Origin of the sequence: Roseinatronobacter sp. NSM (genome assembly GCF_052379845.1) — a bacterium.
Lineage (GTDB): Bacteria > Pseudomonadota > Alphaproteobacteria > Rhodobacterales > Rhodobacteraceae > Roseinatronobacter.
In genome coordinates this window covers 1-12,829 of record NZ_JBQTCF010000026.1, presented here as the reverse complement: position 1 = coordinate 12,829, position 12,829 = coordinate 1, and the positions used below count along the sequence as shown (strand labels likewise).

Genomic DNA, 12,829 nt, shown 5'->3' with positions numbered 1-12,829 from the left:
CCGACATGATCCTGTAAGGGCTTATGGCGTTCAACGCCAAAGATCCTTCACCGGCGTCGTCCGTGTCGGTTTTTGGTCGGCGCAAAGCCCAAATTGGCAGCTACCATGCGGCATCCTGATCGACGTACCCGGTCCAGACTGGCCGGCCGGTCTTTTACTTAGGGTTCGTAATGCCGCCGCTCAGGAATGGCGCAGCAGCCGACAACTATCAACTTCTTTGCGGACTGCAGTGTCGGACCATGCTACCATTGGCATGATCATCGTATAGGGCGTCAGCGATCATGCCCTGTTTTGAACGCGTATCGACGATGCTCTAAGAGCTGGCACCATCGAGATTGCGTATGCACTTCAGCTTCATCTTATGCATGACGGCAAGGGAAAAAGGATCGGCAGCCCGAGAAAGTTCATTTGCTACCTTTGTTAGCGGCATGGAACCGAGAATGTTATCATTAGTCAAAAGTGCAGACCAAGCAATCTTGAGTTCATGGCTCTCGGCAAGCCTCAATCTATGCAGAAGGGCAAAGAAGAACCACGAAAGGACGTCACCCCTCTTTGCTTCCAAATCACCATCAGAACTCAAAACCGAGAGCCCGGACCAAGGTGAGTCTACGGGGCTAATTTCCTCGCTTTCATCCTCGAATATAGGTAGCCGAGAGCGTGGTGGCACTATCAACTCTCCGTGGCCTATTAGCAAAACAAAATCTGGAAAATCCTCACTTCTAAATCCCCAATGTTTCTTTATGTCCTCATCGTATGAAGACGGGCAATCGCCTACGATTAAGAAGGAGGTCAACTTGGGGAACGTGGCACCTCTCGTATGCATTTCACGTTGCATACTTTTTACAGCCCGTATCCTGTTCGAGACTTGCTCCAGATGTTTCCCCATACCTGTGCTCGATGCCTTGATTTCACCGATCGCCCAAGCGTCGCTGAAAGGGGTATACACAGCCCCGTCAGGGGCTGAGAAAATGGCTTGGGCGCGGTTTGTAGAGCAGAGAAAGGCGTCCAGCTGTGGTGTGCAAGCTCCCTTAGCATCGAAAAGGAATCCCTGATGCACCGAGAAGGCGCGAGGCAATAGTAGGCTCATTTGCTCGCGGACGGCATTCTCAAAAGGGGTGCCAGAGTCTCGAATATTTTTCGTGTGGTGAAGCATTCGACCGCGCGCCACCGCCGACATCAATTCATTGGCAACGGCGGCGAAAATTCCATTTAGAGAAATTTTTCCGGGTTCGTCGCGTTGCGCCATGGTCATCCCTTTTCGAAAAGCCTCAGTATCCTCGGCTTATTTCGCTGTTGGGTCAAACGCTAGAAGAATTTGTTCGTGCCCGAAAGGTTCAGATTTAAGAGCATCAAAGGCGTAGATAGAAAAACAAGCTGCAGCGACCCGAAATTTGGTGGCCTCTGACAGCTCTCGTTTCAGATCATCACCCAACAGGGTCGTAGTGTTATCGACAATCCGCAAGAATTCCCCCAAGTTGTACCAAGGCCCACCCCTCACACCCTACTGCGACAGCCGGGATGTGCAACGCCTTCACGCTCAAACTGGACCAAGCGCATATGGCAAACCGCATGCTCATCCCCACGCAAGGCCCGGACGACTGGCGCAGGTTTCTGGCTGACCCGGTGACGCAATGGCGGCGGGGGTATTCGGCGATGGCGGCGGCCTTGTCATGGGAAGCGGCCACCGGCCTGTCGCCCGAGATCGCGGCCCTCTTTCCGGAACATCCCGAACTTCTTCTTGCCATTCCCGAACACAAGGTTGCCCTGCCCGGTGGGGGGCGGCCCAGCCAATGCGATGTCTTTGCCCTGATCCGTCTCGGCCAAGCGACCTGCGCCCTTGCGGTGGAGGCCAAGGTCAACGAGACCTTTGGGCCGACGCTTGCAAAATGGCAAGCAACGCCCAGCTCGGGCAAGACCATGCGGCTGGACAGTATTTGCCAGATGCTGGGCCTGAGCGATCCCGCGCCCGATCTGCGCTACCAGCTTTTCCACCGGACAGCCGCCGCCGTGGTCGAGGCCCGCCGCTTCAAGACCGACCGTGCCGCGATGGTGGTGCAGTCGTTTTCCCAAGATCACCGCTGGCATGATGATTTCGCCCGCTTTGCGGCGCAGTTCGGGCTGGACATCCCACCGGGATCCTCGGCGACCATCTCCTTGCCCTGCGGTTTGCCGCTCACTCTAGGTTGGGCCGCGGGCGGGGCGGAATTCCTGTGACATCTGCGATCACATTTCGCCCCCATCCCGGCGCTGAAACCGTGCTGACCCATGCGCCCATGATCCGGGCGTTCCGGACAGTCGCGGAGTATCAGGCCGCGCATGGCGGGATCGGTCTGACAAAGTCCGGGGCGTGGAACCGTCATGCGATCGACTGGATCGTGCAGCGAATGGGGTTTCCGAACTGGACGGCGGAAAAGCTTTACTCCGTCAACAAGGTGCTGAACGAATTTGACGTGCCGCCGCTGGAGTATCTGCGGGTCCTGTTGACGGCCCTGCGCCTTGGCCGGAAAAGCAAGGACAAATGGGCCCTGACCAAACCCGGACTGGCACTGGCCGCCGACCCCGAAGCCGCGTTTGTCGCCATCTCCCCGGCCTTCCTGTTCCGGTTCGATCACACCGAAGGCATGCGGGCGGGCGAGGCCCCGTTGGGCGATTGGCCGCTTTGGCTGCATGCCGTCGGGCGCATGCCTGACGATGGTTTCACCTTGCCCGACCTTGCTGCCCTGCTCTACGGCCCCGGCGTCGATCTGGGCTGGCGCGGCCCTGCTGGTGGTTTATTTAGCGCGGTCGCCATGCCGCTCGAATGGGTCGGCCTGCTGGCCTGCAACCACGACGGCGGGCTTCATGAGATGGTCTGGGAGAAGACGCCGCTTTGGCATCAGGGGGTGAATCTTGATGGCCGGGGGTGAGCTGGACTGACTTCGGGAATTCCCTGCGTCTGTCAGCTTTTCCTGCAATCATAATAGCTTTTCCTGACTTAAATCGGGACATCACGAATAAAAACGGCCCAACCGGATCGGCTGGCAAAACTGGCAAACTTTGATGACGTGCCGTTCAATAACCGACGAAGGATCATCCTGGACATATTAACGGCAGCCTTTAAATTGAAAGGGGCAGCCCCCCTACAGCAAGACGACCCCGAAGAAACGAGAACACCTCGCCAAATCGTTGGGCCAAGCCAGATCCAGAAGGACGTCCCCATGGCAAGCTGAAAGCCAAGCGGGCGGGCCAGTCCGCACTCCCAAGTTCGGCTTTTTCCGTGCCATCCCGCAAAAACCGTCCAGATCCTTCCAGTCCCCTTGTGAAGGGCACGCAAGACCGCGTGTCCATGACCAAGAGGAACACACAAGTGGCATCAATCAAGTCAGTTTTGTGGGGCGCGGCGTCGATGCTTGTGCTCGCAGCCGGAGCAGGACAGGCCCAAACCCCGGGGGATACCCATTTCGCCCTGATCGACCGAATGAATGCAACGGCTTCCCCGACACTGGCAGAGGCCGTCCAGATCCATGCAGAGTTGCGCACGGCACCGGGGCTTGAGGGGCTGTCCCGCGCAGATCGCGGACAGATCCAGCGGGCATCGGACAGGGCCCAATCCGGATTTTTCCTGAGGTTCATCCAGACAGTGGAACAGGCTCTTGGTCAGGACGGGGCGGCCCCTGCCGAGATTTTCGCCATCATCCTTGACCCCCGGTTTGGCCCCAAAGACGGGCTGTTTTCCGACACTCAATATCGCGGTGTCGTCGAGCGCATGCTGGCCCGATACGTCATCGGCCAAGCCATTGCAGGACAAATCCCCCAGACAGTCCGACCTTTCGACCCGGCCCATACCTGCCCGATGATCGAGGCACGGAATATTCCCGGCAATGAGCGTTCGTTGGAGGCGATCTTCGGGCTTCCTTTCGCATTCTGGGACCAGCGGCAGATCGAGGACGCGGCCACGGTGCTTCGCAGTTGCGGCCCGATCGGCGGTCAGTTTGCAGCGACGCTGGAGCGGAGCAGCCGCGCCATCGTTCAAAGGGCCGACGCGGCACAGGCGGCCTTGGCATGGCGGGCGGCGGTCTTGCAAACCGCGCCAACCCCGGCCGCTTTGGCCGAGATTGACTGGTTCGCCATTCCGGGACGTTTCGATGGCAAAACGGTCTTTCCCGCAGATGCGCAGGTGATTTTCGGGCCAGAGTTTCAAGAGGCCATCCAGCAGATCGTGGGCACGACCATCGAAGGCGTGACGGCCCGGCTTTCCTCAGGGGATATCCCGCTGGAAGAGCTGCGCAACTGGTGCGGCAGAAATATTGCTGCGCATCCGCTCAGCCCCTACAGCCGGGACGTCATGGATGCCTGCGCCGCGCAGGAACGGGCGCAGATCGCCGCCCTGACACAACAAGAGCGGGCAGATCAGGCCCAAGAAATGCTGGCCGGGTGGCAGGCCGCCGCCGAACGCATTCTGGCCGCCCCGATGACACTTGAGGGTGCCCGCGATGTCGATTGGATGATGATGCCGGGCACAGCCGGGCCAATCCCCACCGAAATGCGTGACGCTTTTCGAGCGGCAACCCAGCCGGTCGAGGCACATGTTCTGAACACACGGCTGGCGATCGGTGCCGAAATGGCAGCACGGCTGTCGCGCAGCGAAGACGAGCTTCGCGCAGGCCTTCGCCGTTCGGTCGAGGATTGCGGCCTGCCATCGGACATCCCGAGGGAAAGCCCGCTCTCGGGCCTTTATTCCGATTGCCAGCAGATGGTCGCCGGTGAAATGGCGGAAGGGCGTCGCCGGATGTGCAGTGCCGCCTTTGCACAGGCCGGAAATCCGCAAACTCTGCGCCGCGCACGCCTGACCCACCCCATGCTCCCCTCGGGGATTACGGCCACGGTCGAGGACCTGATCTGCGATCCCTCATATGTGAACGGGTTTGTCACTGTCAGCCTGACACCCACCCGCTCCTGGTTATGGAGTGGCTATGAGCTGAGCGTTGACCATGGCGATGTCGTGATCACGGGGCGGCTTGTCGAAGACAGCGCCATTCAGGGCGCCTGGACCATCACACATGTCAACATGCCCAATATTCACCGCGAGGCAAAGCAATCGAACGACCTTGGCTGCTTCTTTGAGCCCGAAACCTGTGTCGCCGAACGCTGACCCCTTTTATTTACAGGAGAACCATCATGACCACTGAAACACTCTCGCACCCGCGCCTGCGGGCGGATCTTGGCCCCGCCCGGATCATCTATATCCTGTTCGGGCTCGGGTTTTTCCTGCCCATCCTGACCGTCGCCGGGGTGATCTACGGCTATATGTCACGCGGCAAATCCAGTGCTTTGGACAGCCATATCCGGTTTCAGTTGCGCACCTTCTGGATCGGGCTGGCGATGGTGATCATCGGGGGCATTCTGGCTTTCGTCGTCGTGGGATACCTTGTCTTGCTTGTCTGGTTTCTCTGGACGGTGATCCGTGTGATTTCGGGGTTCTTGCTCGCAGGCAAGGGGCAGTCGGTGCAAAATCCGGGCGGCCTTGGGTTCACGGCGTAACCTATCAGGTGGCGCAGTTGACACTGCGTCACCCCGTTTCTAAGAGGTGGAAAAAGAGGAATTTCAATGATCTATCGTGTTTCTTTCAATCCCAAGGCAGCCCTTGTTGCTGCGGGAGTTTCGATTTTCCCGCTGGCGGCAATTGCCCAGTCCGAGGCTGCTCCGGCATGGGGTGATGTGACGGCGGCGGCAATCTTGGGCGACCCGGCATGGCAGGAATATCTGTCATCAAATGTCCGGCGCTCAAACATCAGTCGCTGGCGGAATTATGCGGGCGCCGCCGATGCAAATTTTGAAACACAAGGTGACTGGCAGATTGCCCGATTTTGCGCCCCGTCTGGCTGCACAACCGAACGTGTCATCATGACATTCGCCCCGCAAAGCGACGCGATAATCCTGGCCACGTCCGGGACGGAAGGTCTTGCGTTTTTCGGCACCCCCAAAGGCCCCCTGCCCACAGAGATCGTCGATCTGTATCAAAGCAGCGTCAGTCCAACGGCCCTGCGTGCAGCGTTCGAGATCCGACCCGACCGCCAGCGCCGCGCCCTGCAATCAGAGATGTATCTGGAAGATCTCTATGACAGCGACATTGCTGATGGTCGCTATGGGCCAAAGACCGAAAGGGGGCTTGTCGCCTATGCGCTCTTGCGGGCACCGCAACTGGGGTTTGTCCCGAATTTTTCGGATGATCGACCGGCACGACACACCCTTGAGGCCCTGGCCCGGTCGGAATTCATCCCCATCGACGCCGGACCGGGATCATTTGCATTCGAAGGGGTCTGGTCCTGTGACGGGGGCACCCGCCTTACGCTGACGTCACGCAGTCATCAGATCGGCGATGATAGGGCCACCCCGCTTTCGCTGGTGGAAACCTACGCAAACGGCAGCACATTCGGCCTGTTGCTGAGCGGCGGGGCCCGTATTGGCATCTGGGATGTCACCGCCAGCAGTCTTACATGGGCGTCACAAGCCAGCGGCGACATGATGGATTGCCGCAAATCAGGCGATGCACCGACACCGCCGCCCCTGCCTGAACGTACCGCCCTCCCCGATCTTCCCGTCGCCGCCACCATTGCACCCACTGCGCCCCCGCAACAGGACGCAACCGCAAGCGAGACGCCCCGCAACGAGGGCTTGCCCTTTATCGGCCGGTGGACCTGTGCGGGGATGGAGTTCACTTTTGCGGCTGACTTCGGCGTCAACCATGCGCAAAGCTACACCCAAAGCTATCAGACCGTCACCGAGGCAGAGACAAATCTGTGGGACATCGACTTTGCAGATGGTGTGTCGGTGCGGCTGGGGATGATGAACCAAGACCGCATGGTCATGATCGTGACGAACCAAGTGTTGCAATGCGAACGGCTGGCCGGCCAGTAACCGATGCTCGATCAGGCGCAGTTTTCCGATGATACCCATGCAGTCGCCGTGTTTGCCTCTGCCGCCGATCTTGCTGGCCTCGGGCTTCAGGCACGACGCCAGCTTGCCGCGATGATTTCCGGGACCATCCCCGGCAACAAGGATCGCGGTATCTATGCGCTTTGTGCGGCCATTCAGGACGCAGGCCGCGGCGGTGATCTTGGCACGCTTCTCGACCCGCAACAGCGGGTTTTGCCCCCGATCCTCGCTGCATTCCTGAATTATCTGGCAACTGTCGGCAGTCCTGAAGACCTTGATCTGGTTGAAACTCAATGCTTGCGCCTTGGATCAGACAGATCGGAAGCCGTGCGCAAATCGGCGGTCTCGGCCCTTGCGGCACTGCTCTATCGTCACCGTCTTCAAGCCTTCGCGACCGAGGCGGCATGGGGCCGCTATCAGGCTTTGCGCCGTTTTCTTGCCCAACAAGGCCGCAGCAATCCTTGCGACACGGATGCGCTGACATTCTGGCAAGCAAACCCTGACCCGAACACATGGGGCCAGATCCGGGCCTGCGTGCATGGGTTCATCGATCTGGATCTCAGCTTGCAGGACAAGGGCGTTATTCGAGCCCTGCACCAAGCCGAAGACCTGTCTTCCCCAACCATTCCAGAGGCAGGGCTTTCACCGCTTGAGGCTATCACCCCCCATGAGGACACCCTTGGCGCTGCTCTGGAATTCCTTGAGACAAGCCCGATCAAACCTTTCAAAAGGGTCGAGCTGGCCACGATGGACGTTCTTTTCAGCTTGGGGTGCCATGCAAAGACCTGGCCGCAAAGCACTGACTGCAGGCTTCGCTTCGTGGCGTTGCAGTCAATCCTTGTGCAAGCCCAACGCGACGGAACGCTGGGCAGGATGAACAGGGCGTCGATGCAAGACCGACTGCAACCATCGGCCAGCCTCCTGCAAACCCTGCATGGGTTGTTCTTGCACTGTAAGGACCTGTTGAACCTTACCCTGCTGCTGCAGCCAAAGCTTGCCAAGACCCGGAAAGCACCTGCCATCGACCCCGACAGCCGCAAGCGCATCGAGGGCTTTCGGCGCAGGGCAGCCATTCGGGATATGCCCGAGGCCGATTTGATCCGTCATCTTATGAAGCTTGTGCCTGCCTTGGCGGATGTGGCGACCTATGTCGACAATGTCCAGAAGCGCCTCAAGGCTGTCGGGGCAAACACGATCACGCAAAATGAGGCCCTCTTTCTGGACGAGGTGTCCCGGCGCTATGGCTTGGAAAGGACCGAACAGAATGGATAGGGATGATCCGGTTTTCTTGTCCTTCGCAGCACGCCAAGGCCAAACAAACTTGACCAACGGCCATGCAGGACAGGCGACACCAAGCCTCGGGCATGTGCTGGGCTATGCCCGCCGTGACGATACCACTGTCGATCTGCAGATTGAACGCAGTCTTCGTGCCAACCCGCATTGGCGCAGGCTCTATCTTGACCAGCTGCGCAAACAGTCGGCCGCTTGGTCGGATATCGCCCACGCCGCGTCCGACGCCGTCGTGCTGTCCCGCGATATCGGCCCCAACCGGTTGGAACTGATTGATGCCGAAGCTGGGGCGATCTTGCTTGTTACCCTGTCAGATCCCAAGCCGGGCAATTACGCCATCGAAGCCCGTCTGCCAGAGGGCACTGGCGTGCGTCTGGATCTGGGCCAACCCATCGGAAATGCATTGCAAATCCTGCTGTCAGAAGACTTTCCCGAAACCAAGGCCCTGAATGACCTGCTGCAACGGCCCGAGGTGAACTTGTTTCTGATGCTGAAAGCCTTGCCAAAATGACCAGTGGTTTGCGCATTGCCATCGTGATCCCGACAACCGGGCGGTGCGGTCAGATCGTCGGCGTGGAGTCCATTCCCCGCCTCGGGGCCAGCATGATCGTTCCGCAGGGCGACTACAGGCCCGTCCAGAGCCTGAGCCAGAGCTATGACCATCTGACCCAAAGCGGCGGCGTATTGGATCGATTTCTCGATACAAACAGCACCGCCCGGTATCAATTGACGGTCAAAGACCCGCCGGAAACCGGAAAATCATGGGAAGTGCCTGTGGCCTTGGCCCATTGGGCCCGGCATGCTGGGCATCAGATCGTCAGCGAAAGCCCTGATCTGGTGATCTGGGCAACCGGATCACTGGATGCGAATGGTGGAATTGTCGAACAAGATTATCACGTTGCACAAAAGATCGCCCAGTCTGCCGGGTTGATCCAGACGCTTGCCGGACAAGGTGCGGAAATCGCTTTTCTGCTGCCCTATGGACAGGGGCAAGACAGTGTCGCGGCACTGGGGCCTTTGAAGACTTACTCGACACATCAGGTAAAAAGCCTGCCTGACGCTGTGAAACTTCTGGAAGCGTCAGCCGCGCCTGTGGGTCAGCACAACGCAAAACCGAAAAGATGGCGAAAGGCGGCCCTTTTGGCCACAGCGCTTGCGGCATCGGGAGTCATGGGCCTGGCCCTCGCATACCGCACCGACGTTCCGCCACAAGTTCCAGCCGTGGTTGAGCCCCCCACGCAAATCGCGACTGTGCCGAGCGCCGCGGTGCAGCCAGCGCTAACCGACCCGGAACCAGAGCTTGCGCCATCACCCGTCGCGACTGACCCGAGCCCCGCCCACACGACACCACATGAAGATGTCCTGTTCGCCATTTCCATCCTGCCCAAAAGCGAACTTTGGCTGGATCGTCAGGTGACCCGCGAAATGGACTTGCGTGGCGTTCTTCTGGAACGGGGCTTTGCACTGGCAGACATTCGGGACCTGACCTGCACGGCCGAGGCGGTTGCGGACCATGAGATCGATTTCCGCATCGATCCCCCCTGCATGTTGCGTGTTCGGCCCATCGGCCATCGCAGGGATACCCCAATCCGCTATCGCAGTTTCGATGCCACGCTTTGCTTCGAAGAGGTGGGGGCCTGCACCACCGTCCCTCTGAATTTTGCATTTCAATGATTGGGGGCAATCGCACGAAGGGAGACTGAATCTGATAGAACGCCTTTGTTGAATGGCGCCCCTGAAAAGAGCAGGCCTTCATCGCTTGGTTGAAAACCTTGGCATGTACGGCGTTTAACCGTACAAATGGCGCAAAGGAAAAACCCCATGTTCGCCATGCCCCCTGCCGCCGTCACGTCAGGCAAGATGGATGTCCGCAAAGAGCTGCTCCTGCATCGCGAGGATGAGGCCTGCATGCGGGAGGCGGATTTCATCCGGTAAGCCGCGTTGCTGAGGGCGCAGAAGGTGGAGCAGCGATTGGCCCTCTCGATCTTGCCGCAAGAGACGTTTGATGCCTTTACCGCTGCTATCAATGCGCCGGGCCAAGTCATCCCCGGATTGGCCCATGCGGCGGTTGGCTCAAAGGGTTTGCTGACGGATGCAGGCTGATCTGCCCTCAGCCCGCCCCACCGTGATCCGCTGAACCCGACCCGCGTGTTCATCCCCATGGCAGATGTAAGGGCAACTTTTGGAGCGACTAGCTGACCTCAAAACATGCGGGCACCCCCTGAACCGATAAGGGGCGACCAATTTGATGAGTTTGATGCCGTAACACGGTGCTTTTCTTCAACGTCATTTCCGCAGCAGCGACCCAGATTCACGGCAGATATCTCAATCCGTCCCGCCATCCTGGGCACCTCACCGCCCAACGGTCGCAATTTAGCTCCGTTCAACGGAAAACCCTGATTTCATATAGATTATCCGATTATTTTCAGTGGCTTCCCTTGCAAAATTCGGGCTGCCCGGCTATGTAAAAAGTGCTTTTGTTACACGCCTGTATCACACGAGTTTCACAAAAGGTTCACAAACTGGCAAAAACGGCTGGTGCGGGAAAAATAAAAACGGCGTCTTTTCAAGGGCTTCCGGAATGACGGGCAATTTAGGTCCGTTCCCTACCGCCGGAGCCAAAAAATATCGATAGAACAACACTATACGGCAATCCTGCGCAAGCTGGCTTTGTCGCGTTGGCTACCTTGTAACCTGTTTTGTCACTGTCTTGAACAGAGTCGAACGTCCGCGACGGTTGTTAGGTCGGAAGGTCGATTCGTCCACCAGCACAATACGATTAAACCGAATCAATTCCTCTACGCTTGACCGAAATATCCATAACTCTTGGGGACGTAGCAGTAAAAGCGGTCTGCCCTCGAATGCTCCCTCAATGTGACTTGGAGTCTGCGCAACCTGTGAATCTATACCGGCGGCGGGCGCAATTGTGTCAAGCGGTCGCTTGGGGCCACGCTGTCATCAAATCCACGCAACCGTGCCAGAGAGATCACGCGCTGGCCGTTTTTCTGCACTTTCCCGCACCCATCCCAGACTACCCCGCCGGGTCCATTATAGACCACCCGGACGGGGCCGCCTTTGGGGCGATGCAGGGCAATCATATGGTCGGAGGCATGCCGCAACGCGACGGAGTTTCCTTGGGTCAGCTTGATTTCCACCTGCCGCCCATCCGGGGCGGTAGCATCATGACCTAGGGTCGAGGCGGGCATCAGGTTCAGCCCAAACATATAGGCAGCGACCACCTCGCGGATACTGCCGACCAGATGACCATCAAGGGTGAACTTGCGACCGGGAAACAGGGCCTCCAGCCCCTCGGACGCCTCATACAGCGCATCCAGATGGCGAGTGACTGCGTCCCAGTTAGGGTTGGTCATTCTATTGCCCTACCAAGAACGTCCCAAGGGGTGATCAAGCGTTGGAGCTTTTCAGTTTCCTTCCCAGATGCGGTAACGAAAACAGCGCCTACTCGAGTTGTTGGCGATTGGATCGCTCGGAACAGGTCCACCAACTCTTCAATCGGCACACGGGGGCCGACAAACCGGAATGTTTCTGTATGATCCGCATCTAGGCGACAATGCGGCAGGATTTCTTCAACAGACATTGTGCGCTCGATGATCTTAGCATCCTCGGACCATAAGAAATCAAATACCGCTGCCTCATTGAAAACGCCCACCACGACATCGTGCTTGTTCAAGATCGGGACGTGGCTGAAACCATTTGCCTTCATTTCCATAGCCAGATCACCAGGACGATCCGAAACACTGGCTATCCTGATGCGCTTGCGTGCAATGCCCAACGATCCCGCCCTGACTGGATTTTTCAGATGGTCAAGCAAGGCCTCAATCTCTACCAGAAAAGACTCCGAAATCAAAACCGCAGGCCCCTGAGACCGGTGCTTGGGGTGTTGAAGTGCGTTGCGAACATCACGGATATACCTGAGAAGGTTCTGCTGCTTTTTGACTACGCCATCCCGGCTTGCTGCGCGTTCGATGTCGAATGAGAAAGAGCCACTTACACCTGCCCGCTTGTTCACTTCGGCGACGAGCTCTTCAAAGAGCCGGATGAATCTCTCAGTGGTCTCGGTCATTCCGCGGCCTCTGGGGTCTTCACATCCGGCGACAGGGCAGAACGGATGAGGGTGTCTAGAAGGCGGGAGCGGGTGGTGGCGGTGGTGGTCAGGGCCGTTTCCAACTGGTCACACAGCGCCATGAGGGCATCGACCTTGACAACGATGCGGTGTTGCTCGGCGAGGGGTGGGAGTGGGATATGAAGAAGTTCCCATTTGCCTTTGGAAATGATTGGTAATGTGCCAGTGCCAGCGCGCGCCCATGCACGCATCTGGAAATCAGAGGATTTCAAAGCTATCGCAAGAAATTCGTGCATCCCGTCAAGAAACGGTGTCACAGCATTTATCTGCTGATTAAAGCAGACACGGCGATCAGTTATGTTCACCTTGCCCAAGGTGGCTCCAATGCAAACCATCATTACCGAATGAGGATCTGCCAGCCGGGAATGGCCCATGCCCTCGAAAGACAACCCCGGCCCGTCATATGAGATTGAACCTCCATCCAAGTCCGATGGCTTGATGAAAGGGATATCTGATCCGAATAGTTCGGGCTTTGATGAA

The 12,829-nt window shown here is 58.1% G+C and carries 12 protein-coding genes; 8 read left to right on the top strand and 4 right to left on the bottom strand.

Annotated features, from left to right (window positions below):
- Window positions 1–313 precede the first annotated feature (313 nt).
- A complete protein-coding gene (locus ACTZWY_RS14070; RefSeq protein WP_444791340.1) occupies window positions 314–1,246 on the bottom strand; it encodes a DUF6602 domain-containing protein in 933 nt (310 codons plus the stop codon).
- A 323-nt stretch (window positions 1,247–1,569) separates the two neighbouring features.
- On the opposite strand from ACTZWY_RS14070, the gene ACTZWY_RS14065 reads away from it, so the two are divergent.
- From ACTZWY_RS14065 to ACTZWY_RS14030, 8 genes are all read left to right on the top strand, one after another.
- On the top strand, window positions 1,570–2,214 hold the full coding sequence (locus tag ACTZWY_RS14065) for a DUF6946 family protein (protein WP_444791339.1): 645 nt from the start codon (window positions 1,570–1,572) through the stop codon (window positions 2,212–2,214).
- The gene (locus ACTZWY_RS14060; RefSeq protein ID WP_444791338.1) at window positions 2,211–2,906 is read left to right on the top strand and encodes a hypothetical protein; all 696 of its coding nucleotides are present in this window, start codon (window positions 2,211–2,213) and stop codon (window positions 2,904–2,906) included. Before ACTZWY_RS14065 ends, ACTZWY_RS14060 begins: the two co-directional genes overlap by 4 nt.
- A 419-nt stretch (window positions 2,907–3,325) precedes the next feature.
- The gene (locus ACTZWY_RS14055; protein ID WP_444791337.1) at window positions 3,326–5,131 is read left to right on the top strand and encodes a hypothetical protein; all 1,806 of its coding nucleotides are present in this window, start codon (window positions 3,326–3,328) and stop codon (window positions 5,129–5,131) included.
- A gap of 26 nt (window positions 5,132–5,157) precedes the next feature.
- The gene (locus ACTZWY_RS14050) at window positions 5,158–5,520 is read left to right on the top strand and encodes a DUF4870 family protein (RefSeq protein WP_444791336.1); all 363 of its coding nucleotides are present in this window, start codon (window positions 5,158–5,160) and stop codon (window positions 5,518–5,520) included.
- Window positions 5,521–5,586: 66 nt separating this feature from the next.
- On the top strand, window positions 5,587–6,897 hold the full coding sequence (locus tag ACTZWY_RS14045; RefSeq protein ID WP_444791335.1) for a hypothetical protein: 1,311 nt from the start codon (window positions 5,587–5,589) through the stop codon (window positions 6,895–6,897).
- A gap of 3 nt (window positions 6,898–6,900) precedes the next feature.
- Window positions 6,901–8,187 (top strand): hypothetical protein, encoded by a 1,287-nt coding sequence (locus tag ACTZWY_RS14040; RefSeq protein WP_444791334.1) that lies wholly within the window; start codon window positions 6,901–6,903, stop codon window positions 8,185–8,187.
- Window positions 8,180–8,716 carry a hypothetical protein gene (locus ACTZWY_RS14035; RefSeq protein ID WP_444791333.1) on the top strand — a complete coding sequence of 179 codons (537 nt, stop codon included), beginning with the start codon at window positions 8,180–8,182 and terminating at the stop codon, window positions 8,714–8,716. The genes ACTZWY_RS14040 and ACTZWY_RS14035 overlap by 8 nt, the downstream gene beginning before the upstream one ends.
- Entirely contained in the window at window positions 8,713–9,879 is a 1,167-nt protein-coding gene (locus ACTZWY_RS14030) for a hypothetical protein (RefSeq protein WP_444791332.1), read from the top strand. The genes ACTZWY_RS14035 and ACTZWY_RS14030 overlap by 4 nt, the downstream gene beginning before the upstream one ends.
- A 1,229-nt stretch (window positions 9,880–11,108) precedes the next feature.
- Here ACTZWY_RS14030 and ACTZWY_RS14025 read toward each other — a convergent pair.
- The 3 genes from ACTZWY_RS14025 to ACTZWY_RS14015 form a co-directional block, all read right to left on the bottom strand.
- A complete protein-coding gene (locus ACTZWY_RS14025) occupies window positions 11,109–11,576 on the bottom strand; it encodes a DUF6998 domain-containing protein (protein WP_444791331.1) in 468 nt (155 codons plus the stop codon).
- Window positions 11,573–12,289, bottom strand: a complete 717-nt coding sequence (locus ACTZWY_RS14020; RefSeq protein WP_444791330.1) for a hypothetical protein — start codon at window positions 12,287–12,289, stop codon at window positions 11,573–11,575. Before ACTZWY_RS14020 ends, ACTZWY_RS14025 begins: the two co-directional genes overlap by 4 nt.
- A partial coding sequence (locus ACTZWY_RS14015) for a restriction endonuclease subunit S (RefSeq protein ID WP_444791329.1) occupies window positions 12,286–12,829 on the bottom strand: 544 nt, incomplete at its 5' end. The genes ACTZWY_RS14020 and ACTZWY_RS14015, both read right to left, overlap by 4 nt.